Source organism: Actinoplanes lutulentus (assembly GCF_003259845.1).
In the GTDB taxonomy this organism is placed as follows: domain Bacteria; phylum Actinomycetota; class Actinomycetes; order Mycobacteriales; family Micromonosporaceae; genus Actinoplanes; species Actinoplanes lutulentus.
Genome location: NZ_QLMJ01000010.1, coordinates 109,069 through 133,055 on the forward strand (window position 1 = coordinate 109,069; position 23,987 = coordinate 133,055).

The following is a 23,987-nucleotide window of genomic DNA, read 5'->3' on the forward strand; positions in this document are numbered from 1 at the left end:
CCGTTTCATGTGAAACAAAGGTCAGGCGTCCTGTTTCAGGGACCGGAGCAGCACGGTCGCGACGTCGACGACCTCGACCTCTTCCTGCTTGCCCTTACCGGTCACCCCGTCGCCGATCATCGTGTAGCAGAACGGGCAGCCCACGGCGATCGTCTTGGCGCCGGTCGCGAGGGCCTCCTCGGTGCGCTCCACGTTGATCCGCTTGCCGATCCGCTCTTCCATCCACATCCGGGCGCCACCGGCGCCGCAGCAGAAGGACCGCTCGGAGTTGCGCGGCATCTCGATGACGTTGCCGGCCTCGCCGAGCACCTCGCGGGGCGCGTCGAAGACCCGGTTGTGCCGGCCCAGGTAACAGGGGTCGTGGTAGGTGATGTCACCGTCGATCGGCTGGACCGGGGTGAGCTTGCCTTCCTTGACCAGGTGCGCCAGCAGCTGAGTGTGGTGCACGACCTCGACCTTGAGGCCGAGCTGCTCGTACTCGTTGCCCAGGGTGTTGAAGCAGTGCGGGCAGGTCGCGACGATCTTCTTGGTCTTGTTGTCCTCGCCGAGCGCCTCGGTCAGCGTCTCGACGTTCTGCTGCGCGAGCATCTGGAAGATGAACTCGTTGCCGATGCGGCGGGCTGGGTCACCGGTGCAGGTCTCGCCCTCGCCGAGGATCGCGTACTTGACGCCGGCCTCGTTCAGCAGCGTCGCGACCGCGCGGGTGGTCTTCTTGGCCCGGTCCTCGAACGCGCCGGCGCAGCCGACCCAGAACAGGTAGTCGAAGTCCTCGGTCTCGCCGACCCGCGGCACCTCGAAGTCCAGACCCTTGGTCCAGTCCTCACGGGTGTTCTGCGGTGCGCCCCACGGGTTGCCCTTGTTCTCCAGGTTGCGCAGCATCACGCCGGCCTCGGAGGGGAAGCTCGACTCGATCAGCACCTGGTAACGCCGCATGTCGACGATGTGGTCGATGTGCTCGATGTCAACCGGGCACTGCTCGACGCAGGCGCCACAGGTGGTGCAGGACCAGAGGACGTCCGGGTCGATGATCCCGCCCTCTTCAGCGGTGCCGATCAGCGGCCGGTTGCCTTCGGCGAGCGCAAGGACATCCATGTGCGCGAGCTGCGCTTCGGTGGCCTTCTCCTCACCCATCAGGTCTTTGCCGCCACCACCCAAAAGATAAGGAGCTTTTGCGTACGCGTGATCGCGCAGCGACAGCACCATCAGCTTCGGCGAAAGGGGCTTGGCCGTGTTCCACGCCGGGCACTGCGACTGGCAGCGGCCGCACTCGGTGCAGGTGGAGAAGTCGAGCAGGCCCTTCCAGGTGAACTGCTCGACCTGGCTGACGCCGAACAGGTCCTTCTCCGGGTCGGCCTCTTCGAAGTCGAGCGGCTTGCCGTCGCTCATCATCGGCTTCAGCGCACCGAGGCCGGAACCGGCCGGCTTCTCCGGGCTGCGCTTGAAGTAGATGTTGAAGAACGCCAGGAACCGGTGCCAGGCCACACCCATCGTCGGGTTCAGCGAGATGGTGATCAGCCAGCTCATCGAGATCAGGATCTTGATGAGCGCCATCCAGGTGGCGCCGTCCTCCCAGGCCGGGAGCACCGATCCGATCGCGTGGCTCAGCGGAGTGGCCCAGAGCGGGTACTCGAAGTGGTCGGTGGCGACCTTGAAGCCCCGGATGAGGAACCCGAAGATCAGGACGCCGATGATGATCGCCTCGACGAAGTACGCCTGCCACATCGTCGAGCCGAGGAACCGGCTCCGCTTCACCGCGCCCGGCTTCTGCCGCTGACGCACGAAGACCAGGTACAGGATGCCGACCGTGCCGAGGATGCCGATCCACTCGGTGACCAGGCCGAACACCACCCAGTGCCCGATGATCGGCAGGCCCAGCTTCGGGCTCACCACCTCGAAGTACGCCTCGAGCACCAGCGACGACAGGATGACGAACGAGACCATCACCAGCCAGTGGGCCGCCCCGATCGCGCTCCACTTGAGCATCCTGGTGTGACCCACGGTCTCGACCAGCATGGTCTTCGTACGCGTCTTGGGGTCGGCGAACCGGGCCGGGTCAGGCTGTCCCTGGCGGATCACCGCGGTGATCGTGAGGACGGCCTTCACCGCCAGGTAGACGGCCACAACCGTGATCGCCCCCGCTAAGACGGTGGCGACGATCTGTGGAATGCCCATCCGGTTGTGCCTCCTCGGTCGGCGGTGCGCCAGCCCATGTTACCCACGAGTAATAGACGGGCGAACACCTGTCCGTCAAGGTAAAGCGCACCCCACGACAAGCGGGGGTGCGCTCACTTTGGCTGATTTTCACGTATCCGCAGGAAGCGGACCGCGAAACTCAGCGCCAACGAGAAAGAAGGCCCAGAGAGGCGACCATGCAGCCGAAGCCGACCGCGAGGTTCCAGTAGCGCCAGCTCTCGACCGGCCACTGCTGGGACGAGAGGTAGTAAATGACCAGCCAGGCGATACCGATGACGATCAGGGCAACCGCACTGACCGGAATCCACGTGGGACTCGGTTTCTTGGACGCCCCAGCCGCCGCCGGCCGGATATCCGACGGCGGGGTGTAGACCTTCTTCTTGCGAACCTCTGACTTCGGCACAGTGCTCTCCTGAAGGGCAACAAGTGGTGAACAACCCACCGCTGGGCTGGCTCCGGAAGCCCCGAATGCTGCCCGTGGCGAATACTGTTCGACAGCTAGCGTAGTCAAGGCGGCGCACAGACAGGCACCCGCCGGGCGAGGAAAATACCTGGCGTCGGGTTTCGGAGGGAGTCTGGGGTGGTGTTTCCAGCGGGCAGCGACGGCATCGAAGGGCGCGACAACGCCCACGACGGTGCTGGTGGGGCCTCCTGGCGGCTCGTGCTGCGGCGTGCCGCGCGTGGCCTCCGGCCACGGCGAAATCACAAGAAATCCATCTGGTCCGCGGGAGTCCCGCTGATCGCATTGGCCGCGGGTCTGCTCTTCACCACCTCCGCGACAACCGCAGACGGTACGGCACTGCGCGACGACCGGCGCCCGCAGCTGGCCCAGTTGATCACCGAAAAGCGTGAACGTCTGGCCGCCAGCGAAAAACGGGCCGCCAAGCTCCTCGCCGAGGTCGACGACGAGACCGCCCGGCTGGCCCAGGTCGACCAACCGGTCAAGATCGCCAGCGAGAACGCGGACGCCATCCGGGAACCGGCCGGCTTCACCGCGCTACGTGGCCCAGGTCTCACCGTGTCACTCAACGACTCACCGCGACGCGGATCGGACTTCGCCGAGAACGCTCCCGACAACGACGATCTCGTCGTGCATCAGGGTGACGTTCAGGCCGTTGTGAACGCCCTTTGGGCAGGCGGGGCGGAGGCTATGACGATCATGGATGTCCGGGTGATCTCGACGAGCGCGGTACGATGTGTCGGCAATACGCTGCTCCTTCACGGCCAGGTCTTCTCGCCACCGTTCAAGATCACGGCGATTGGCGAACCCACAGCCATGAGTCGTGCGTTGGACTCGGCAGATGGAGTCAGGCAGTTCCGCGAGGCCGTCGCCGACTTCGGGCTCGGTTACACGGAAAAGGTGGAGAAGAACGTGACAGTGCAGGCGTACGACGGTTCGACCGACCTCCGATCGGCGCAGGCCGCCCAGTGAGTCGTCACCGCGCACCTGACAACGACGGTCAGACCGCTTTCATCCCCCGGCTCACCGACGCATCCGACGACGGCGTGCCCGGCGGGCCGATGGCGCCTCCGGTCGGCCTGGGCGGTATTCCAGCCCGCCCCACCCGCACCCCGGCGGCGCAGCAGCCCGCAGCCGCGGACGTTCCTGCGGTTCCCAGTGCACCTCCAGCCCCGGGCGCGGTTGCGCCGGGCAGTGAACTGCCCGCTCAGGATGAGGTGAGCGCCGCGGCCGCCGCCGCACGACGGCGCGCGGGGGTGACGCCACCGGTTACCGCGGCCTCGCTGGACGCCGCTCCTTCAGTGGCTGTGTCCCCACAGACGGCCCCTTCGTCCCCAATGGGTGTTTCGTCTGATTATTCAGCTTCTGAAGGACCGACCCGTCCTATCCGGCCTCAGGCCGTGTCTCCCGAGCCGCTTCCGGGTGCGCAGACGCCGCTTCCGGGTGCGCAGACAGCCCAGGCGCCGCGCCCGGCCGAGCAGCCCTCGTGGGTGCCACGCGCCGAGCCGGCCGCCCCCGCCGCTACCTGGACCGATCCGGCGGCCACAGCAAGGCTCAGCACCAACGGCACCGCCCAGCCGGTCGCTGCCCAGCCGCTGGCGGACTCCCGAGGTGACACCACCACCGAGTGGGCCGCGACTCCGCAGCCGCCCATCGAGGCGCCGCAGTCACCCGCCCCCGCGCCGGCCACCCGAGTCGGCCGCAGACGACGTGCAGAATCGGACACCACCGCCGGATGGCAGCCCACCGGCGCAGGCGGCCCGGCACCCCAGAGCCCGGTGCCCCAGAGCCCGGCGCCACACAGCCAGATCCCGCAGGGCCAGATCTCCCAGGGCCAGATCTCCCAGGGTCAGGTCGCGCAGGGTCACGTGCCGCAGAGTCCGACGGCTCCGGTTCCGACGGTTTCGAGCTATCAGCCGCAGAGTCCGGCCCCGCAGGCCAGGACGCCGTTCGCAGCTGACGCCACCGCCGCTTTCGGTGTGGTGGGCGCGCAGCGCGCGGCAGGCACCCAGGCCCCGACCGGCCCGCAGAACCAGAACCCGGCGGATGCCCAGCGACCGGTGGCCGCCCAGCGGTCCGCCGCCGACCAGCCCTCCGTGGCCGAGCAGAAGTGGGCCGCGATGAGCGCGGCCACCGGCCAGGCCACCGGCGCAGCCAGCGTCCCGGTCCCTGCGACCGGCGCAGCCAGCGTCCCGGTCCCTGCAGCCGGGGCAGCCAGCGTCCCGGTCCCTGCAGCCGGCGCCGCGAGCGTCCCGGCCGGCGGCTCATCCGGCGGGTCCACCAACGGCCAGGCCCCGGGTCACGGCCATGCCTCAGGCAACGGCCATGCCCCGGGTCACGGCAGTGCGGCGGTCGGTGGTTACCCCAACGGGGCTGTCGGGCCCACCCGGGACCCCAGCGTGACCACCGTCATCCGCACGATCGACGCCCCCACCGGCATGCTCCCCACGCTGCCGGCCGGAGCTCCGCTGCCCGGCAAGCTCACCGCTCTCCCGCCCGGCGCGGCGGCGCAAGCCGCGCGTGAGGCGGCCGGGCCTGATGCGACGCTCGGCGCGGCCTCGGTCAGTGCGACCCCGGTCAGCCCCGCGAGCCCGGGAGACCCGGCTGACGCCGAGACTCCGGACGACGATTCCAGCAATCCGAAACGCGGTGAGCGGGTGGTCAAACTCCGTCCGGAGCAGACCGGCGAGGGCTACAAGAGCGTGTACTCCGAGCTGACGCGGCCCACCGTCGGTTCCCGGATCCGCACGGGCATCCGGACCTCCGGCGAAGTAATGATCACTTTCGGTCTGATCGTGCTTCTCTTCGCCGGTTACCAGGTCTTCGGAAACTCGGCCAAGGTCCAGTCCGAGCAGGACAACCTGGCGCAGGAGCTGGACCAGGCCTGGGCCGATCCGACCGTGGCGCCCACGGCGGCGGCACAGGGTCCGGCCGCGCCCGGCGACAGCCTCGTCGGCCGCCTCTACATCCCGAAGTTCGACAAGGAGTGGGTGGTCGTCAACGGCGTCCAGCCGGACGACATCAAGTACGCGCCCGGCCACTACCCGGACACCGCCCTGCCCGGCGAGATCGGCAACTTCTCGGTCGCCGGCCACCGGATCAAGAAGATCTTCTGGCGGCTGGACGAGCTCAACGACGGTGACGTGATCGGCGTCGAGACGCGGGACAGCTGGTTCGTCTACCACGTCTACAAGTCCGAGGTCGTCCGTCCGAATCAGGTCGAGGTGGTCGCGCCGGTACCCGGTAAGCCCAAAGCGACGCCGACGAAGGCCCTGCTGACCCTCACCACCTGCAACCCGAAGTTCAACAACTACGAGCGGCTCATCGTGCACGCCGAGCTGGTGAGCACGGTCCCCCGCGACCAGTCCAAGCCGGATGCCGGCATGCCTGCCGAGATGAAGGCGTCCTGACAGATGTATGCCTGGATCTGGCGCAAGCTCCCGGGTGCTGTCTGGGGCAAGCTGTCCGTCTCGCTCGGGCTGATCGCCGCGACCGGCGCGCTGCTCTGGTACGTGATCTTCCCCTGGGCCACGCCGCTGCTGCCGTTCGACGATGTGCAGGTCGAGTCCGGCTCCGGTCAGGTCGACTCGGAGACGGTCATCCCCGGTGACGACTCGGGCGAGGACCCGGAAGCGCCCGACGAGCTGCCCTACAGCACTCACTCCAATGACCCCCATCCCAGCTCCAGCCCCAGCAGGTGATGATTTGCGCATCCTGGTCATCGACAACTACGACTCGTTCGTCTTCAACCTGGTCCAGTACCTCGGTCAGCTCGGTGCCGAGTGCGAGGTCCGGCGCAACGACGAGATCTCGGTCGCCGAGGTGGGCGAGTTCGGCGCCGCGGGTCTGCTGCTCTCACCCGGCCCCGGCACACCGGAACGCGCCGGCATCATGATGGACGTCATCAAGGCGTACGCGGGCAAGCTGCCGATGTTCGGCGTCTGCCTCGGCCACCAGGCGATCGGCGCGGCATTCGGCGCGACGGTGACCCGGGCGCCGGAGCTGCTGCACGGCAAGACCTCTGAGGTGCACCACACCGGCGACGGCGTGCTCGCCGGCCTGCCGGACCCGTTCACCGCGACCCGGTACCACTCGCTCGCCGTGCTGCCGGAGACGCTGCCGGCCGAGATCGAGGTTACCGGGCGTACCGAATCCGGGGTTGTCATGGCGATGCGGCACCGCGAGCTGCCGATCGAGGGTGTGCAGTTCCACCCGGAGTCGGTGCTCACCGAGGGCGGCCACACCATGCTGGCGAACTGGCTGGCCTCCTGCGGCCTGTCGTCGGCCCTGGAGAAAGCCCCGGCGCTCGCCGCCGAGGTGGAGACCCGCCGCAAGTCCGCGTTCGCGACTGCCTGACCACAACGAAAGAGGCCGGTGACCCTCGCGGGGTCACCGGCCTCTTCTTGTCAGCTGCTGTTACTGCGACGTGCCGCCGCCGCTGCCGTCGTCCTCCTCCGGCGGGGTCTCCCCCGTCGACGGGTCCGGGCTCGGCGACTCCTCGACCGGCTCACCGATCACGCTGAGGACGACCGTGCTGCCCTTGTCGACCTTCTTGCCCTTGGCCACGCTCTGCTTGGCGACGTCGCCCGGGTTGCCCTCGGCCTGGATCGTCTCGATGCTGAAGTTCAGGCCGGCCTGCTCCAACCGGTCCTGAGCGATCTCCTGCGACAGACCCGTCACCTCGGGAACCTCGACCTGGCTGTTGTCGGACACCTTCACGGTGATCGACGTGCCCGGTTCGACGCTCTTGCCGGCGCTCTCCACCGAGATGACCTCGCCCTTGGGCTTGATGCTGGCCACCTCGCGGATCACCGGGGTGAGACCCTTCGCGACCAGGGCCGCCTCGGCCGCGCTGGTCGTGCCGCCGACCAGGCCGGTCGGCACCTGGACGTCCTCGGGTGCGAGGCAGAGCTGGTAGCTCACCGAGGTGGTGACCTCGATCTGCGTGTTCGCAATCGGCGCCTGCGCCACGACGTCGCCGGTGCAGTCCTTCTTGGTCGTCGGATCCTGCGCGGTCCGGTTGGTCAGGCCCTGCTGATCGAGTTCCTTGCGGGCGTCAGCCTCGCTGAGCCCGACAAGGTTCGGCATGGTGACCGTGGTGACTGCCGGTGTCTCGGGCTCGTTGTCGCGGTCGCGGCTCATCGCCAGTGCGACACCCAGCACGATCACGACCAGCACGCTCAGGCCGGCCAGCACCGCCATCACCCAGGACGACTTGTTCTCCGGATTGCCCTGCTGACCCATCCCACCCGGAATCGGCCGCTGCATCGTGGTGGCGCCCTGCGGCTGCCACTGGTGCGGGCCGCCGCCGGTCATCGCCACGGTCTCGGCCTGGCTCATCACCGGGGTGGCCATGACCGGGCGGCCGGAGACCGCACGGAGCGCGTCAGCACGCATCTCCTGGGCGCTCTGGTACCTGTTCAGCGGGTTCTTCGCGAGCGCCTTCAGGACGATCGCGTCGATGTCCGGCGGGAGGTCGCGAACGATCGAGCTCGGCGGGCGCGGATCCTCCCGGACGTGCTGGTACGCCACGCTGACCGGGCTGTCGCCGACGAACGGGGGATGTCCGACGGTCAGCTCGAAGAGGACACAGCCGGCCGCGTACACATCGGAGCGTGCGTCGACGGACTCGCCGCGCGCCTGCTCGGGTGAGAGGTACTGAGCCGTGCCGATCACGGCGCTGGTCTGCGTCATCGTCGTGGCGCCGCTTGCCAGCGCCCGGGCGATGCCGAAGTCCATGACCTTGACCTGGCCGTTCTGCGTGATCATCACGTTGCCGGGCTTGATGTCCCGGTGGATGATCCCGTGCCGGTGGCTGAACTCCAGCGCGGCGCAGATGTCCGCCGTGATCTCGAGTGCCCGCCGTGGCTGAAGACGCTGTTCCTGAGCGAGAACCTCCTTGAGGGTGCGACCGTTGACGAACTCCATCACGATGAACGGGTGACGCTCGCCCGCGGCGGAGGTCTCCTCGCCCGTGTCGTAAACGGCGACGATCGCTGGGTGGTTCAGAGCTGCCGAGTTCTGTGCTTCACGCCGGAACCGCTCCTGGAACGTGGCGTCCCGAGCCAGGTCGGTGCGCAGCATTTTGATGGCCACGTCACGGCCGAGGCGCAGGTCGCGTCCTCGGTGCACTTCTGCCATGCCGCCGTAGCCGAGCAGCTCGCCGACCTGATACCTGCCACCGAGCAGGCGGGCCTGCGCCGTCATAACGTCTGTCGTCCTTCGTTCAGTCGGATCCGGCCGAGCTGGGCATCGGCCTTCATAAGACGGTACGACGCCGCCGACACTGGGTCAGCAACCACGCCCGAGCGGAGGATAGCCGCAGAGCTGCTGTGATAGCCCAGCGTGCTGCCTACGGCGCTGCTGCCGTTGCCATCTCGTAATAGGAAAGAGATGACGCCGGCGCAGAGAAGGACGAGAAGGGCGAGCACCACGGCCAGAACGACCAGGACCTGGCGCCCGAAAGTGTTCTCCGGCTTCGCGGCCGGTGACACCGGGGGTGAGTACGAATTGATCGGTGGTCCCGACTGCGGCCGGTACTGCTGCGGCTGCGGCTGAGGCGGTGGCTGCTGCTGCATGTACGGCGGCGGCGACGTCGGCACCGAGGCCGCGCCCCGGGCACCGGAGACCGGCCGCGGCACGGAGGCGCGAGCGGCCGCACCGGACTGCGGGCGCGACGGCCCGACGTTGCGCGGCGGACCGGAGATCGGCGGCGAGTTCGGCGGCGAGGAGATCGGCGGCTGGACCGTGGTGGTCAGCGACGCGGCGGCCTGACGGGCCACCGACGCCATCGCGGCGGCGCTCGGCCAGCGGCTGGACGGGTCCTTGTCCATCGCGCGGTCCACAATGGCGCGGACCGCGGGCGGGATGTCGCCGGGCAGCGGCCGGGGAGACTCCCGGACATGCTTCATGGCGATCTCGATCGGGGTCGCGCCGTCAAACGGCCGGTGCCCGGAAAGGCACTGGTAAGCCACGACACCCAGCGCGTAGACGTCGGAGGCCGGCGTCGCCACGTCACCGGCGGCCTGCTCCGGCGAGATGTACGAAGCCGTGCCGAGCACCGCGCCGGCCACCGTCAGCTGCCCGACGAGAGCCGAGCGCGCGATGCCGAAGTCGGTCAGGACCAGGGTGCCGTTCGGGCGTACCAAAAGGTTTCCTGGTTTGACGTCGCGGTGCACGATGCCGTTGCCGTGCGCTGCTTGCAGCGCGTCAGCGGCCTGCGCGACCAGCGCCATGGTCCGGGCCGGCGTGAGCCGGCCCACCCGGCTCAGCGTCCGGGAGAGGGCGTCGCCCTCGACGTATTCCATGACGAGGAACGCGAGCTGCTGGTCGCTGCCGTAGTCGTAGACATCCACGACGCCCGGGTGGTTGATGGTGGCCATGGTCCGTGCCTCGCCGCGGAAGCGCTCGGCGAAGCCCGGCTCGTCCAGCAGGGCGGGTAGCAGGATCTTGACGGCGACGGTACGGCCCAGCACCTCATCGATGCCGCGCCACACATCACCCATGCCGCCGCCGGCGATCCGCTCCTCCAAGCGGTACCGCCCACCGAGCGTGACCCCCGGGCGGATCATGTCAGTCCCCTCCCCGACCCGCCGCGGCCTTCATGATGAGCCCGGCGATCCGGGCGGCCTCGGCACTCGCGTGTCCACCGGACACGTTCTCAAGCATGACGCAGACCGCCGAGACGGGCTTATCGCCATCGAAGGCGAATCCGATGAACCATCCGTGCGGGTTCGCACCCTCGGCGTTCTGTGCGGTGCCAGTCTTGCCACCGACGGTGAGTCCGTTGATCTGGGCTCGGGTGCCGGTGCCGTTCTCGACGACGCTGACCATCATGTCCTTGAGGTCGCTGGCGACGGTCGAGGAGACCGGGTCGCGCAGGCTCTCCGGTTTCGCGGTGTAGATCGTCCGGCGGTCCGGTCCGAGCAGCTTCTGCACCATGTACGGGCGCATCTGCTGGCCGCTGTTCGCCACCGTGGCGGCCATCAGCGCGCCCTGCAGCGGGGTCATCCGGACATCGCGCTGGCCGAGTGAGGACTGGGCCAGGGCCGCGGTGTCGGTGCTGCCGTCCTGGTTCTGGATGTCACCGGTGCGGCTCGCCGCCACGGTGAGACCGGCTCCACTGTCCAGGTCGCCGACCTTGAGGGTGTCGTCCTCGAAACCGAACGCCTTCGCGGTGTCCTTGACCTTGTCCGCGCCGAGCGCGACGCCGAGCCGGGCGTAACCGGTGTTGCAGCTCTCGGTCAGCGCCTCCTTGAGGGTGACCTGCGAGCCGGGGCAGACCTCCTCTTCGGAGTTGCGGATCGTGGCGCCGCCCTCTTTGTAGACGCTGCCCGCCTCGATCTCGCTGGAGGTCTTGTAGCCGTTCTGCAGCGCGGCCGCCGAGACGATCACCTTGAACACCGAGCCGGGCGGCAGGGTCGCGCCGGTCGCCCGGTTGATCAGCGGGTCGTCCTCGTCGTTCGCCAGCTTCTGGTACGCCTTTGCCGCCTCTTCAGTGTCATGACTGACCAGCGGGTTCGGGTCGTAACTGGGCATCGAGACCATCGCCTGGATCGCACCGGTGGACGGGTCGATCGCGACCGCCGCGCCCTTGGTGACGCCACGCTGGTTGTTGGTCATCTGCTTCCAGGCGACCTCTTGCGCTTTCGTGCTCAGCGACAGCACCACGTTGCCACCACCGGGGTTGTCACCGGTGAACATGCTGCTGAGCCGATCGCCGAAAAGCTTGTCGCTGGCGCCGGAGAGGAAGTCGTTCTCGGAGGACTCGATGCCGGTCGCGCCGCCGATGACCGGCTTGTAACCGAGCACCGGTGCGTAGATCTTCCCTTCCGGGTAGGTACGCAGGTACTTCAGCTCGTCGTCGGTGGTCTTGTTCTGCGCGAGAGCGGTGCCACCGGCCTCGATGACGCCGCGCGGCGTCTCGTATTCGGCAACCGTGACGCGGCTGTTGTAGTCGTGCGTGCGGTACTCGTCGGCCTTGTAGAACTGGACCCAGTTCAGGTTGGCGAAGAGCAGGCCGAACAGGACCAGGATGACCACGCCGGAGCGGCGAAGTGGTGCGTTCACGGCTTGATCACCTCCGTCATGGCGCCGTGCAGCTGAACAGGTGCTTTCTTCGGTCCGGCTCGGTCCGGCCCGGTCCCGGTGGCCGGTTGGCGGGCCGCGTCCGAGATCCGCAGGAGCATGGCGACCAGCAACCAGTTCGCCATCAGTGAGGAGCCACCGGCGGAGAGGAACGGGGTGGTCTGCCCGGTCAGCGGGATGAGGCCGGTGATGCCACCGAGGATGACGAAGACCTGCAGGCCCAGCGTGAAGGCGAGGCCGCCGGCGACCAGCTTGCCGAACGAGTCACGCACCGCCAGGGCGGCACGCAGGCCACGCTCGACGATCAGCAGGTAACAGACCAGCAGCGCGGTGAGACCGAAGAGGCCGATCTCCTCGCCGAGGCCGGCGAAGATGAAGTCGGTACGCACCTCGGGCACCTTGCCAGGCGAACCAGCACCCGGGCCGGCGCCGAAGAGGCCACCGCTACCGAGTCCGAGCAGGCCCTGGACCAGCTGGTAACTGCTGCCGCTCACCCGCTCGTAATTCGCCCGCGCGAACGGGTCGAGCCAGACCTCGGCGCGGTCGTAGAAATTCGCGAATGGACCGCCCACCGACGCACCCAGCAGGTACGCCAGATAGACACCGCCGAAGAAGAGCACCAGGCCGATGATCAGCCAGCTGGCCCGCTCGGTGGCGACGTAGAGCGTGACGACGAAGAGCCCGAAGTACAGCAGGGCGGTGCCGAGGTCCTTCTCGAAGACCAGGACCAGGAGGCTGAGCAGCCAGACCGTGACGACCGGACCGAGGTCGCGGCCGCGGGGCAGGTCGATGCCGAGGAACCGCCGGCTCGCCAGCGACAACACTTCCCGTTTTCGCACCAGGTAGTACGCGAAGAACGAGACCAGTGCCAGCTTGGCGAACTCACCCGGCTGGATCGAGAACGACCCGAACCGGATCCACAGCTTCGCGCCGTTGACCTCGGAGATGCTGCTCGGCAGCACCGCCGGGATCATCACGAGCACGATGCCGACCAGGCCCAGCGTGTACGCGTACCGAGAAACGATCTTGTGGTCGCGAATCACCAGAAGCAGGATCGCCGCGAGGATCAGCGACGCGAGTGTCCAGGCCAGCTGACGGCCGCCGGTGCCGGCGAAGATGCCCGGCTCCGGCTGCTTGTTGGCGATCGCCTTGGCCAGGTCCAGCCGGCGCAGGAAGCCCACGCCGATGCCGTTGATCAGCGCGACCGCCGGCAGGAGCACCGGGTCGGCGAAGGGCGCGGTGAAGCGCACCACCACGTGCAGCCCGAGGAAGAGGATGCCGACCAGCGCGGCGGGGATCCAGGACGTCATCCGGATCTCGTCGAACTGGTTGGCCTCCACCGTCGCGCCGAACACGGCGACGATCGACATCGCGAACGCCAGCAAGCCGAGTTCAGCGTTACGGCGTGTCTTCCATCCCGTCGGGATACGCGACATCTCGCCCGTGGAGGCGGGCGTCGGAGCCGGTACGGCGGGCGCGGTCAAAGATGAATCCCCAGACGTGTAGGCCGTGCTCAGTTGACGGTCCGGCAGCCAACCGGGTCGACGGTGGCAGGAGCGCTTTCGGACGGTTGCGAAGCGGCAGCCGAGGCCGGCGGACGCGCGGTGGTGCTGGCCTGGACCGTCGGAGCCACCGAACTCGAAGCCGCCACACTCGGAGCCACCGAGCTCGTGGTCACCGGCGCGGTGCTGGCGACGCTGCAGACCGGTTTCAGGTTCGGGTTCGTCGGTTCTTCGTCGGTGAGCTCGGCGAGCGTGGTGCGCGCCTCGACCTGGCTGTCCGCGTGAATGCCCTGCTTGACCTGTTCCTGGGCGACCGAGGTGAGGTCGTCCAGGCGGACCGAGCTGGTCTCGCTCACGGTGGACAGGTCAAGACCGGCGACCTGGCCCGGCACGCCTTGGAATATGGCGAGCTGGCCGGCCTCGGTCGCGCCGACGTAGTACTGGTCCTGGGTGTACTGCCAGCCCGCCCAGAGGCCGCCGCCGAGCACACCGAGCAGCAGCAGAACCATGAGAGTGGTCCGGACCGGGTGTCCGGCCGGCTCCGGTTCGTACCCACTCGAGGCCGGCTCCGGCTGGGCCGGGCGCGGCGGCTTGAGGGCCGCGGCACGGGCCGCAGCGGTCGAGCTGTCCGCCACCGTGGTGTTGCCCCGGTCGAGGGAGGCAGCGCCGCCCACGATCGGAGACTGCTCCATGATGTCGGCGTCGGTCGCGTCCGCGATCACCACGGTGATGTTGTCCGGACCGCCGCCGCGCAGCGCCAGCTGCACGAGCCGCTCGGTGCAGGCTTTCGGGTCGGCGAGTTCCCGCATGGTCTGGCCGATCGTCTCACCGCTCACGACGCCGGAGAGGCCGTCGCTGCAGATCAGGTATCGATCGCCCTTGAGCACCTGGCGAACCGAGTACTCAGGATCGATGTCCCGGCCGTCCAGCGCCCGCGTGAGCAGCGACCGCTGCGGGTGGCTGCTCGCCTCCTCGGGACTGACCCGGCCCTCGTCGACCAGCATCTGGACGTACGTGTCGTCCTTCGTGATCTGCGAGAACTCACCGTTGCGGAGCAAGTAGGCGCGGGAGTCGCCGATGTGCACCATGCCGAACTTGCTGCCCGAGAAAAGGACAGCAGTCAGCGTGGTACCCATACCCTCCAGCGCGGGGTTGGCGTCGACGGTGTCGCGCAACTGTTGGTTGGCGGTACCGACGGCGTGCCGCAGCGCATCGACCATGGCGTCACCAGGGACGTCGTCGTCGAGAGGCGCCATCGCGGCGATGACGATGTTGGACGCCACGTCACCGGCGGCCATGCCGCCCATGCCATCGGCGACAGCGAGAAGTCGCGGCCCGGCGTAAACGGAGTCCTGGTTCAGGTCTCGGATCAGACCGCGGTCGCTCTGAGCGGCATAGCGCAGGGTCAGGGTCATGGCCGTAACTCGAGTGAAGTGCGCCCGATGCGGATCGGTACGCCAAGGGGGACTGGAGTAGGTCCGGAGACCTTACCGCGATCTAGATAAGTGCCGTTGGTCGAGCCGAGGTCTTCGACGAACCACTGGCCATCGCGGGGTACCAACCGGGCGTGCCGGGCAGAGGCGAAGTCGTCGGTGATGACGAGCGTCGAATCCTCGGCCCGCCCGATCGTGATCGGAGCCTCACCGAGCGTGATCCTCGTGCCGGCCAGCTGGCCGGCGGTCACGACGAGTTGCCGCGCCGCCTTCCCGCGCTTCGCCTTCGCCGGCCGGCCCTGGAGCACCGCGCCACCCACCCCCCGAGGGCTGGCGACGATGCTCTTGGACCGGGCGCCGGAGAAGAGATCCCGCCGGATCACCCCGACCACCGTGAACACGAAGATCCACAGAAGAACGAGGAACCCGAAGCGGGCAACGGTTAGGACGAATTCGGGCAAGGTCGCTAGCCGTCCACTCGGAAGGTGAGCGTGGTCGTCCCGAGCTGGATCATGTCGCCCGGGTTCAATGCGACGGCGGACACGCGCTGGCCGTTGACCATCGTGCCGTTCGTCGAGCCCAGGTCCGTGAGAACGACCTGGTTGCCGTCGTAGTCCAGACGGGCGTGCCGACGCGAGATGCCGACGTCCGGCAGGCGAAGGTTCGCCTGGTCGCCGCGGCCGATCACGGTCGAGCCCATCTGCAACGGGTAGGTACGCCCGTCGCCGGACACGAGACCGACACTGCGCGGGCCACCGTGACCACCCTGCGGCGGGTAGCCGCCCTGCTGGTCATAAGGCGAGTACTGAGGCCCCGCGTCATATGCCGGCTGTTGCACCGGGGCGACCTCGCCACCGGTGTACACCTCAGCGGTGACACGGAACATGCCCGTGTCCAGGCCATCGCCCCGCTCGATCTCGACGATCACGTCGCCGTACACGGTCCAGGCCTGCTCACCGATGAACTCGGCCTGGGACTGCGCCAGCTCCTGCGCCAAGGCCGCGGCATACGGCGCCAGCCGGCTGTGGTCGTAGGGCGACAGATCGATCACATAGCGGTTGGGCACAAGGGTGCGGCCACCGGCGAGGATGGCCTTGTGTGCCTCGGCCTCCCGCTGCATGGCATTCAGGATCTCCACAGGGTGCACGACACCCTTGAACACCTTCGCGAAGGCCCCCTCGACAAGGCCTTCCAATCGCTTCTCAAAGCGCTGCAGCACGCTCACCGGCTCCTCCTCGGGTTCCGAGGACATGATGGTATCCGGCGACTGCTTGCGCATCCGTAGCCCAAGAGCAGCCGGCACTTCTGACCCTCGTATGACGCCCTACGACGCCGTGCTAATGTTTCCTGCGTCGCGGGGTGATATCAACTCACTTGGTACTGATCTCGCCTAGTGACGTGCGACAGCGTAGTCTGTCGCAGCCAGTAACAAGAAGTCGGCTCGACCAGCCGGTTTCAGGCCAACGAGATCATGCGTATATGATCTTGGCGGCAAGTCACATGGGGATGTGGCGGAATGGCAGACGCGCACGGTTCAGGTCCGTGTGTCCGAAAGGACGTGGGGGTTCAACTCCCCCCATCCCCACGAGTTCGCTGGGAGCCCTGTGTTTGCGTAACGCGCAAACCCAGGGCTCCTTTCGTTATGCCAGCCGGGGGGCCGAGCCCCCCGAACCCCCCACGGTGCGATGGTCACCCTGGAAGCTGCCTGGTCCCTCTCTCCGGCCCTAATTCCTTGGGTACGCGCTAAGCGTGCTGTTTCCCACACGGGCGATGCTTTGGGGCTTTTGAGGGGTTGGGGTCACGGGAAGGTGCCGTGGGTCGGGCATCTTTCGGGTGATGGTTGGGGTGGGCGCTATGCTCGCCGCCTCTTGTTGGTGTTCCTCATTTGTTCTTGTCTTCAGGGCTGGAGTGTTGGGCGTGTCGGTCACCGGGACTGTTCGGGGCAAGCGCAACGTGCTCGGGGTGCTCGTCGATGTGACGGACTACGCGGAAGCGGTCGATCTGATCGTCGCGGCGGCCCGGGAGCAGCGGCCATTCGCGGTTACCGCTCTGGCCGTGCACGGCGTGATGACCGGGGTCGAGGATTTCGCGCACAACGGCCGGCTCAACTCCTTTGATCTTGTGACGCCGGATGGTCAGCCCGTCCGGTGGGCGCTGAACCTTCTCCACGGCGCCGGCCTCACCGACCGCGTGTACGGGCCGTCGCTGACCTTGAAGGTCGTGGAGCAGGCCGCGGCCGAAGGACTGCCGATCTACCTGTACGGGTCGACTCAGCCCGTTCTGGACCGGCTCGTGCCGGCGTTCCAGGAGATGTTCCCGGCCCTGAAGATCGTCGGCATCGAGCCGTCCAAGTTCCGGAAATCGCTGCCGGGCGAGGAACTGGAGATCGCCGAGCGGATCAAGTCCTCCGGGGCGCGGATCGTGCTGGTCGGCCTCGGCTGCCCGCGCCAGGAGATCTTCACCTACGCGATGCGTCCGCATCTCGACATGCCGCTGCTCGCCGTCGGTGCCGCCTTCGACTACCACGCCGGTCTGCTGAAGAACCCGCCCGCGTGGATGCAGAAGTACGCACTGGAGTGGCTCTGGCGTCTCGGCCTCGAGCCCAAGCGCCTGTGGAAGCGGTACATCCTGCTGAACCCGGCGTACCTGGCACGGCTGTTCGCACAGAAGCTCGGCATCTGGAAAGCGACAGCACCGGCGCCGACCACCGAGCGCGTGTACGACTTCGCCGTCTGACCCGACACCCCCTACGGGTACGTGTTCGGGGCATATCCCGGTTTCGGCACAGCGTGAATCGGTGAACGCTATCGATGTGGACACCGTTGTGGACGTCATCCTGATCGGCACCCTCGCCGCCGTCTGGCTCGCCGCCGGCCTTCTGGTCGACGGGCTGCCCACCGCCGGCACCGCGAGCGAGCTCCGCCGCCGAGCCGTGCTGCTCACCGTGCTGGTCGCGATCGGCGCCACCGCCTTCGTCGCGGTGCCGGTCATCACCGGGCTGATCCCCGGCGTTTCGTCGGCGCCCACGGCGGCCCTGCTCCCGGCCGTACCCGCTCTGATCGTGCTGACCGCGACCCTGCGCCGCCTCGCCTGGGTCCGGCGCGGCGCGGGCGCGTTCGCGACCGCGCCGCTCGCGCCGGTTCCGCCGGCCCTGCGTGCGGCCGCCGCGCATCCGCTCGTCGCCGCACCTCTGCAGATCACCGGACTGGCCGCGCTGGTCGGCATCCCGATCGCGGCGCGGCTCGTCGAGGTTCCCTCGGGCGGCGCGTCGACGGCCGCCGGGGTGGCCATCACCGTGGTCGCGGTCGCCGTCGTGGCGATCGGCATCCGTGCCGGCCTGCGGCACAGCCGATTCGCCCCGCTGGTGATGGCGCCGCTGGTGATGTCATCGCTGCGCCGCCGGGAGCGCACTCCCGCCGGCGTCCGCTGAAAAAGGGCCTTACCTACTTACTTGTTCCGGTGGTTCCTCGCCTCTTGCTGGTACAGCAGCTCCAGAATGGAGCGTGCCGCCTCGAACCACCGGTCCAGCCAGTCCGAGGGCGGCAGCGTGCCGCGGGCGGGAAGCTCGAGGAGCAGCCCACGCAGCAACGGGTGATCCGCCATCGATTCGCTGGACGAGTCCGCCCAGGTGCTCGTGGCGAAGACCGGCTCGGTCAAACCGTGCAGGTCAAGGGAAGGAAGCTTCCCCGCGCGATCCAGCGCACTGGTCGGCTCGATGCTGCGCGACTCAATGCTTCGCGATTCGATGCTGTGCGATCGGCCGGGCGAGCGGGTCGGGAGGCCCGAGCTGCTGCGGGACAGCAACTCACTGTCCCCGATGTCCCCGGTCAGGGTCGAGTCCCGACGATTCTGCCGGTACGCGCTGACGCCACCGCTGAACCGGTCCTGCGCTGTCGACGAACCGTTGGTGAGGTTCTCCGAGCCAATAGTCATCTCTCTGCCTTGCCTCGTTCGATTGTCGCCGCAAAGCGCGGTCCGGTCCGCGCTTAAGGCAATCAACGAGGCGAGTCCCGCCCAGCGACGGGAAAAACGGGCAAATGACTACAACCGGATAAAGCGAGTCGACCGAGCGGAACGCTCAGAGATCGAACTCGCCGTCCTTGGCCCCTCCGACGAACGCGTCCCATTCAGCGGTCGTGAAGATCAATGTGGAGCCGGCCGGATTCTTGGAGTCGCGGACGGCGATCGCCTCACCAACGAACGCGACCTCGACGCAGTTGTCACAGTCCGAACCGCTTCGGGTGCTCTTGAACCACTCGGCCCGGCTCAGGTCGATCCGGAGACCCTTCGTCTCGAATTCCACAATGTCTCCTTCGTCAGCATCTCGATCAACGTGGTGGGCGGCCGCCAGACCCTCGGCCGCTCGGCCGCCCAGGTCATCGAGCGCTGCCCGGAGATCAAGTGGCCAGAGATCGATTGGATCGTCCTGAATCAGTAACGACCGCTTTCTCGTACGGACGCGGACCCGCTGGGCGATTACCGATCTCGTTCATTCGATCGGGCGCCTCAAATGGGGCCATAGCGACTTAACGCGCCGGCCAACCCGCCTGCCCTTTAGTGTTTCCCCTGGTCAAGGCCGCCCGATGCACCATTCCGGCGGGAAGAGACCGGCAATATCCAGGTAAGGGTTTTATGTCCGAAATGGCGCTTATTGCGGCTGGCTCATGATCGCGCCACGCATTGGCTCGGCGGCATTCCCGGCGACAGCGATCGCCGGTTCCGGAAACGATCTTCGAGGTTCGGCCGATGATCACAGAGGATCACGGAAGGCGTACATGCAACTTGCATCGAAGGAATCGGTGGTGCAATCTTTCCGTATGGCTTGCATCACGCAACGTTCTTGAGTGGATCGTGCAAGTCCGACAAAATGCATGTAAACGACGTCCGATACGGGGCGCCGAGCCATTGGGAGTCCATGGTGGACTTCTGCCCCTGACGTGGGTGGCAGGATCGGCGATGGTGACGTTCCGCAACATTCTTCGATGGTTTGGCACATCGAAGGGTTGCAAAGGTGTACCAGACAGGCACACTGGTGCATCTGTCACAAGAGTCCACCCCACACGAGTCTCAGGGCAGGAGATGACGTGGTTCTTCCTCGGTCCGGTGATGTCATCCACGTGACAAAAGCGGCGAGCGTCCAATTCGCATCACCGCTGCTGTTCCGGGTCATCCGGGTTCACGACTGGCCGACGTACGAGGGCTGGGTTTGGCTCGACGGCTACGAGCTCAACTCGGCCGGTGACGCGGTCGAACGCCGCTCCATATTCGTGCAGGTCAACGGCCTGCGTCCGGTGGGCAAAGCCCCGGATCCGCGGGCACGAAACGCACGTCAGCCAGCCGCTCGTCCCGGCGTACTGCCGGCGCGGACGGTCCGCACCAACCGCTGAGCCGGCTCAGTCCTGGGCGGGGGCTTGAGCCGGCGACGTCGTCGTCGCCACCGGGCTGCTGGGCAGCGCGGTCGAGACGACGAGAGTGATGCGCGTGTCGGAGGGCACCAGGCTGCCCTCCGGCGGATCGCTGTCGATCACCGTTCCCGGTTCCGCGTCACTCGCGCGCTGGATCACCCGGAACGTCAGTCCGGTGCGTTGCAACGCCGACTGTGCGTCGGCGACCGGCATACCCCGCAGCGCCGGCACCGTGACCTCGGCGTTTGCCGGCTCGGTGGTCGGCTCGACGGTGCTCAGAGTCGGTGACGGGCTGGCCGGTTCGGTGGTCGGCTCCGTCGTGGACGCGGTCGTGGGCTCGGCAGCAGTGGTCGCCACCGTCGCCGGAGTCGTCGCGGGCGTCTCGGTCTGATCGTCGGAACTCTGCACGATCACCGCGATGCCGAAACCGAGCAGGCCCAGCAGCGCCAGCGCGGCGGTGCCGACAGCGATCGGCGCCCACCAGCGTCCTCGCGGCTCCTCGGAACGAGGGTCCGCCCAGTCGCTCTCGTAGTACTCGGTGCCCGGCCTCGGCGGCCGAACCTCGGCCCGCCCGGTCCAGATCGCGTTGTCGCGGTCATCCGATCGGGGACCACCGGACGGTTGAATTCGGGTGGCGTCATCCGCCGCGCCAGACCTCACCTCGGTCGGGCTCGCCTCGACCGGTTCCATCGGCGTCGTCTCGTCCGGCTCCGGGGGACGCTCGTCGGCCATCGCCGGTTCCCTTCACTCCGTACATCTGTGCTCGCCGCAAGCGTCAAGGTATCGAATCTTGAGGCTACGTGGGGTTTTCCGGCCGAATGCAACCTTGCCAGGCGTTTCACAGACATCGGCAGGTACCAGTACAGTGCCCGGCATGGCCGAGAAGGGCTGGACATCACAGGCCGCCACGGCGGCCGGAATCGCGGCTGGCACGGGTGCCGCACAACTGGGTCTCGGCTACGGCTTGGGCGTACTCGTCTGGCCGGCGACTGCCGCCGAGGCGGAGAACATCTGGCTGGGCAGCCTCGGCTGGGCCACCTGGATCACCGCGAGCGCCACCGTGCTCGGCGCGGTGACAGCCAGTCGGCTGCGCCCTGACCGGCCCGGACGCTGGCTCGGCCTCTGGCGCTTCGCACTGGCAACGGCCTCCGCACTCGGCGCCCTCGTCTCGGTCGCGCTGGTCGCGCTCCCGGCCCGCTCAGCGGTACGCCTTGACGACCTGTCGCCGCAGCTCATGGCCGGTGGATACGCGCTCGCCGGCCTGCTCGCCGGCCTGGTCGTGGCGTTCTGGGCGGTCTCGTCGGGACCGGTCGCGGCCAACCTGATCGGCACGGCGGCCGGGCTCTGGGCCCTGGCCATCGCCGGGGTGGTCGCCGAGCTGGTGACCGGCCGTGATTTCGCCACCTACCTGACCAGCTGGCAGTTCGCCGAGGCGGCAAGCCCGGTCCGGTACGGCGGCATCTACTGGCCGAGCGCGCTGCTCACCCTGGCCGCCGCGTTCGTGATCGGACTGATCGCCGCCTGGCCCGCCGCCCGCCGTGGCAGCACCGGCCTGGGCACCGCGATCTCCGGTGCGGTCGGACCGCTTCTGGTCGCGTTCTCGTTCCTGATCCTGGCGCCCCAGCTGACCCAGGCAACCGGCCCGCTGCAGTCGGCGTACCTGATCGCCCCGTACGCGGTTCTCGCCGGTCTCGCCGGCTCGGCCCTGACCGCGGCGCTCGCTCAGAGCAGCCAGACCCGCCGCAACCGCCCCGATCTGGTCCCGGTGACGACCCCGGACTCGGACAACGACGTCTTCACGAACCCCGTCGGGACGGCCACCAAGCCGACGTCGCCGGTGAGTGAAGTGCCTGGTCGCAAGCCTGTTGCCCCGAGGCAGCCGCTCCGGCCGGAGCCCAAGCCGGTCAGCATGCCGCCGACCCCGAAGCCTCTGGGGCCGCCGCCGTCAGCCGGAGCACCCACCGGCCCGCCGCCGGCCGCTCCGGCCAAGGCCACCGGATCCGCCAAGGCGCCGGGCCAGGCCACCCCGAGCCCGGTCGGTAAACCGGCCACACAGGACAAACCGCCTGCCTACGCGGATCCGGAGATCGCTGCCGCCGCCCGGCCAAGCCGTAATCCGATCAAGCGGGCTACCGGTCGCAAGGGTGACAACGGCAAGCCCGAAGGCGGCAAGCCCCGCTCCACGATCACCCCGCCGCCCGCGAACCCGACGGTCGCCCGCATCAACCCGGACGATCCCTCCCGCAAGTAGGGGTTCGTCAGGGTTCGGTCGGCCACCGGTGCACGGGCTCGTTGAGCCTCTGCAGCTCGACGTATCGCTGGGTCATCTCGCGGATCGCCGACGGCCGGTCCAGCCCCCGGTTCTCGGCGGCGCGAACGGCGGCGGTCTGCCAGGTCGCCCCGTTGCGGCCGGTGCGGCAGCGGTCCTCGATCACGCCGAGCAGCCGGTTTCGCTGAGCCGCGTCAACACCGAACCGGTCCAGCCCGGCATGCGCTTTCTCCAGCAGCTCTCCGAGGACCAGGTCCACGACCGGGATCTCGCCCCGGCCGGGCCACCGCAGCACCGCCGCGATGCCGTCCTTGGAACCGGCCTGGAAGTTCGACGCGGCGTCGGTGAACGGCAGCCGCTCCCAGATCGGTGACTCCTCGGCGGCCAGCTCGGCGACGAGACCGAAGTAGAGCGCCGCGTTGGCGAGCAGGTCGACCACGGACGGCCCGGAGGGCAGCACCCGGTTCTCCACGCGAAGATGGGGTTTACCGCCCGAGACGTCGTAGACCGGACGGTTCCAGCGGTAGACGGTTCCGTTGTGCAGGCGCAGCTCATGCAGGCCGGGGATGTCGCCGGCTTCGAGTGCGGCTGCCGGGTCCTCGTCGTGCAGCTCGGGCAGCAGCGGCGGGAAATATCGGACGTTCTCCGCGTAGAGGTCGAGGACCGAGTCGATCCATCGTTCGCCGAACCACACGCGAGGGCGTACCCCCTGGGCTTTGAACTCGTCCGGCCTGGCGTCGGTGGCCTGTTCGAAGAAGGCGATCCTCGTTTCGGCCCAGAGTCGATTTCCGTACAGATAAGGGGAATTTGCCCCCAGCGCGACCTGGACCGCGGCAATGGCCTGGCTCGCGTTCCAAGATCGCGCGAAGTCGGCCGGCGGGACCTGGAGGTGGAACTGGACGCTGGTGCAGGCCGATTCGGGGGCGATCGTGTCGCTGCTGGTGCGTAAACGGTCGAATCCCTCGATGTCGATCCGGAACTCGTCACCTCGGGCGGCGACGATCTCGCTGTCCAGGGCACGGAATCGTTCGCCGGCCGAGAGATTCGCCGGGACCAGGTGCGACGGCTGGAGCGTCGGCAGCATGCCGATCAGGGCGAGCCGGCTCTCGCTCTTGCGGGCGCAGTCGGCGGCGGCGCGCAGACCGTCCAGAATGTCCCGTTCGTAATCACCCAGACCGTCGCCCGCGATGAGCCGGGGCGGCACGTTGAACTCCAGGTTGAACTTGCCGAGCTCGGGCTGGAACCGCGGGTCACCCAGATCCGCCAGGATCTCAGCGTTGCGCATGCTCGGGCCGGCGTCCGCGTCGACCAGGTTGATCTCGATCTCCAAGCCGGTCATCGGCGCGGAGCAGTCGAACGGTGATGTATCCAACATCTCGCCCAGGACGTCGAGGCAACGATGCAGCTTGCGGCGGAACGCAACCCTGTCCCGCGACGAGAAGACGGCGTTCACCAGATCCTTGCCCATGTGCCCTCCCGGGGACGACCGGCGGACTAAAGGACGTCGATCACCGCTCTGTGAACGAACAATCGCGCTCGGTACACATTGCCATCCCGGGCGGAGGACCGCCAGACGAAGCCGAGGACCCCGGACGCAGCGACGCGCCGCCCGGAAGCCGGGCGGCGCGTCGCTGAAGA

21 protein-coding genes and 1 tRNA gene are annotated in these 23,987 nt (G+C 68.1%); 9 read left to right on the forward strand and 13 right to left on the reverse strand.

Features of this window, described 5'->3' with window-relative positions; all coding sequences use genetic code 11:
* Positions 1-21: 21 nt before the first annotated feature.
* Positions 22-2,172 carry a (Fe-S)-binding protein gene (locus B0I29_RS21890; protein WP_111650908.1) on the reverse strand — a complete coding sequence of 717 codons (2,151 nt, stop codon included), beginning with the start codon at positions 2,170-2,172 and terminating at the stop codon, positions 22-24.
* 160 nt (positions 2,173-2,332) lie between these two features.
* Positions 2,333-2,596 (reverse strand): cell division protein CrgA, encoded by a 264-nt coding sequence (locus tag B0I29_RS21895; RefSeq protein ID WP_111650909.1) that lies wholly within the window; start codon positions 2,594-2,596, stop codon positions 2,333-2,335.
* Between the two features lie 258 nt (positions 2,597-2,854).
* Here B0I29_RS21895 and B0I29_RS21900 point away from each other — a divergent pair, with 258 nt between their 5' ends.
* The 4 genes from B0I29_RS21900 to B0I29_RS21915 all read left to right on the forward strand — a co-directional run bounded on the left by B0I29_RS21900 (position 2,855) and on the right by B0I29_RS21915 (position 7,009).
* Positions 2,855-3,625, forward strand: coding sequence for a DUF881 domain-containing protein (locus tag B0I29_RS21900; protein WP_181557925.1), 771 nt, complete (start codon positions 2,855-2,857; stop codon positions 3,623-3,625).
* A 428-nt stretch (positions 3,626-4,053) separates the two neighbouring features.
* A complete protein-coding gene (locus tag B0I29_RS46840; protein ID WP_245972670.1) occupies positions 4,054-6,063 on the forward strand; it encodes a class E sortase in 2,010 nt (669 codons plus the stop codon).
* Positions 6,064-6,066: 3 nt separating this feature from the next.
* Positions 6,067-6,354: a hypothetical protein gene (locus B0I29_RS21910; protein WP_111650910.1), complete on the forward strand. Its 288-nt coding sequence runs from the start codon at positions 6,067-6,069 to the stop codon at positions 6,352-6,354.
* Between the two features lie 4 nt (positions 6,355-6,358).
* Entirely contained in the window at positions 6,359-7,009 is a 651-nt protein-coding gene (locus B0I29_RS21915; protein ID WP_111650911.1) for an aminodeoxychorismate/anthranilate synthase component II, read from the forward strand.
* A gap of 60 nt (positions 7,010-7,069) precedes the next feature.
* Here the strand turns inward: B0I29_RS21915 and pknB are convergent, their stop codons facing one another.
* The 7 genes from pknB to B0I29_RS21950 all read right to left on the reverse strand — a co-directional run bounded on the left by pknB (position 7,070) and on the right by B0I29_RS21950 (position 15,927).
* The gene (gene pknB / locus B0I29_RS21920; protein WP_111650912.1) at positions 7,070-8,860 is read right to left on the reverse strand and encodes a Stk1 family PASTA domain-containing Ser/Thr kinase; all 1,791 of its coding nucleotides are present in this window, start codon (positions 8,858-8,860) and stop codon (positions 7,070-7,072) included.
* Complete coding sequence (locus B0I29_RS21925) at positions 8,857-10,224, reverse strand: serine/threonine-protein kinase (RefSeq protein WP_111650913.1); 1,368 nt, start codon at positions 10,222-10,224, stop codon at positions 8,857-8,859. Before B0I29_RS21925 ends, pknB begins: the two co-directional genes overlap by 4 nt.
* 1 nt (position 10,225) lies before the next feature.
* On the reverse strand, positions 10,226-11,722 hold the full coding sequence (locus tag B0I29_RS21930; RefSeq protein ID WP_111650914.1) for a peptidoglycan D,D-transpeptidase FtsI family protein: 1,497 nt from the start codon (positions 11,720-11,722) through the stop codon (positions 10,226-10,228).
* Positions 11,719-13,176, reverse strand: coding sequence for an FtsW/RodA/SpoVE family cell cycle protein (locus B0I29_RS21935; RefSeq protein WP_181557926.1), 1,458 nt, complete (start codon positions 13,174-13,176; stop codon positions 11,719-11,721). The genes B0I29_RS21930 and B0I29_RS21935 overlap by 4 nt, the downstream gene beginning before the upstream one ends.
* A 77-nt stretch (positions 13,177-13,253) precedes the next feature.
* A complete protein-coding gene (locus B0I29_RS21940) occupies positions 13,254-14,657 on the reverse strand; it encodes a PP2C family protein-serine/threonine phosphatase (RefSeq protein WP_111650916.1) in 1,404 nt (467 codons plus the stop codon).
* The gene (locus B0I29_RS21945; protein ID WP_111650917.1) at positions 14,654-15,136 is read right to left on the reverse strand and encodes an FHA domain-containing protein FhaB/FipA; all 483 of its coding nucleotides are present in this window, start codon (positions 15,134-15,136) and stop codon (positions 14,654-14,656) included. The genes B0I29_RS21940 and B0I29_RS21945 overlap by 4 nt, the downstream gene beginning before the upstream one ends.
* A 5-nt stretch (positions 15,137-15,141) precedes the next feature.
* Positions 15,142-15,927 (reverse strand): FHA domain-containing protein, encoded by a 786-nt coding sequence (locus tag B0I29_RS21950; RefSeq protein ID WP_111651073.1) that lies wholly within the window; start codon positions 15,925-15,927, stop codon positions 15,142-15,144.
* 250 nt (positions 15,928-16,177) lie between these two features.
* Here B0I29_RS21950 and B0I29_RS21955 point away from each other — a divergent pair.
* From B0I29_RS21955 to B0I29_RS21965, 3 genes are all read left to right on the forward strand, one after another.
* Positions 16,178-16,260: transfer RNA gene (locus tag B0I29_RS21955), tRNA-Leu, on the forward strand.
* Between the two features lie 332 nt (positions 16,261-16,592).
* The gene (locus B0I29_RS21960; protein ID WP_245972671.1) at positions 16,593-17,411 is read left to right on the forward strand and encodes a WecB/TagA/CpsF family glycosyltransferase; all 819 of its coding nucleotides are present in this window, start codon (positions 16,593-16,595) and stop codon (positions 17,409-17,411) included.
* 61 nt (positions 17,412-17,472) lie between these two features.
* Positions 17,473-18,105, forward strand: a complete 633-nt coding sequence (locus B0I29_RS21965) for a hypothetical protein (protein ID WP_111650919.1) — start codon at positions 17,473-17,475, stop codon at positions 18,103-18,105.
* A 17-nt stretch (positions 18,106-18,122) separates the two neighbouring features.
* Here the strand turns inward: B0I29_RS21965 and B0I29_RS21970 are convergent, their stop codons facing one another.
* Together B0I29_RS21970 and B0I29_RS21975 are read right to left on the reverse strand one after the other, a co-directional pair.
* Positions 18,123-18,608 carry a hypothetical protein gene (locus B0I29_RS21970; RefSeq protein ID WP_111650920.1) on the reverse strand — a complete coding sequence of 162 codons (486 nt, stop codon included), beginning with the start codon at positions 18,606-18,608 and terminating at the stop codon, positions 18,123-18,125.
* Positions 18,609-18,753: 145 nt separating this feature from the next.
* Complete coding sequence (locus B0I29_RS21975) at positions 18,754-18,978, reverse strand: DUF397 domain-containing protein (RefSeq protein WP_111650921.1); 225 nt, start codon at positions 18,976-18,978, stop codon at positions 18,754-18,756.
* A 781-nt stretch (positions 18,979-19,759) separates the two neighbouring features.
* Here B0I29_RS21975 and B0I29_RS21980 point away from each other — a divergent pair.
* Positions 19,760-20,062: a hypothetical protein gene (locus B0I29_RS21980; protein WP_111650922.1), complete on the forward strand. Its 303-nt coding sequence runs from the start codon at positions 19,760-19,762 to the stop codon at positions 20,060-20,062.
* Positions 20,063-20,068: 6 nt separating this feature from the next.
* Here B0I29_RS21980 and B0I29_RS21985 read toward each other — a convergent pair whose 3' ends face one another.
* Entirely contained in the window at positions 20,069-20,812 is a 744-nt protein-coding gene (locus tag B0I29_RS21985; protein WP_111650923.1) for a PASTA domain-containing protein, read from the reverse strand.
* Between the two features lie 142 nt (positions 20,813-20,954).
* Between B0I29_RS21985 and B0I29_RS21990 the strand changes: the two genes are divergently transcribed.
* Positions 20,955-22,331: an MFS transporter gene (locus tag B0I29_RS21990; protein WP_111650924.1), complete on the forward strand. Its 1,377-nt coding sequence runs from the start codon at positions 20,955-20,957 to the stop codon at positions 22,329-22,331.
* Between the two features lie 7 nt (positions 22,332-22,338).
* On the opposite strand, the gene B0I29_RS21995 is transcribed toward B0I29_RS21990, so the two are convergent.
* Positions 22,339-23,817, reverse strand: coding sequence for a glutamate-cysteine ligase family protein (locus tag B0I29_RS21995; RefSeq protein WP_111650925.1), 1,479 nt, complete (start codon positions 23,815-23,817; stop codon positions 22,339-22,341).
* Positions 23,818-23,987 lie beyond the last annotated feature (170 nt).

Excerpts from the sequence above, each read along its gene's own strand:
- B0I29_RS21890 (WP_111650908.1), bottom strand. The coding sequence starts at position 2,172 with ATGGGCATTCCACAGATCGTCGCCACCGTCTTAGCGGGGGCGATCACG.
- B0I29_RS21910 (WP_111650910.1), top strand. The coding sequence starts at position 6,067 with ATGTATGCCTGGATCTGGCGCAAGCTCCCGGGTGCTGTCTGGGGCAAG.
- pknB (WP_111650912.1), bottom strand. The coding sequence starts at position 8,860 with ATGACGGCGCAGGCCCGCCTGCTCGGTGGCAGGTATCAGGTCGGCGAG.
- B0I29_RS21925 (WP_111650913.1), bottom strand. The coding sequence starts at position 10,224 with ATGATCCGCCCGGGGGTCACGCTCGGTGGGCGGTACCGCTTGGAGGAG.
- B0I29_RS21935 (WP_181557926.1), bottom strand. The coding sequence starts at position 13,176 with ATGTCGCGTATCCCGACGGGATGGAAGACACGCCGTAACGCTGAACTC.
- B0I29_RS21940 (WP_111650916.1), bottom strand. The coding sequence starts at position 14,657 with ATGACCCTGACCCTGCGCTATGCCGCTCAGAGCGACCGCGGTCTGATC.
- B0I29_RS21950 (WP_111651073.1), bottom strand. The coding sequence starts at position 15,927 with ATGTCCTCGGAACCCGAGGAGGAGCCGGTGAGCGTGCTGCAGCGCTTT.
- B0I29_RS21970 (WP_111650920.1), bottom strand. The coding sequence starts at position 18,608 with ATGACTATTGGCTCGGAGAACCTCACCAACGGTTCGTCGACAGCGCAG.
- B0I29_RS21985 (WP_111650923.1), bottom strand. The coding sequence starts at position 20,812 with ATGGCCGACGAGCGTCCCCCGGAGCCGGACGAGACGACGCCGATGGAA.
- B0I29_RS21990 (WP_111650924.1), top strand. The coding sequence starts at position 20,955 with ATGGCCGAGAAGGGCTGGACATCACAGGCCGCCACGGCGGCCGGAATC.
- B0I29_RS21995 (WP_111650925.1), bottom strand. The coding sequence starts at position 23,817 with ATGGGCAAGGATCTGGTGAACGCCGTCTTCTCGTCGCGGGACAGGGTT.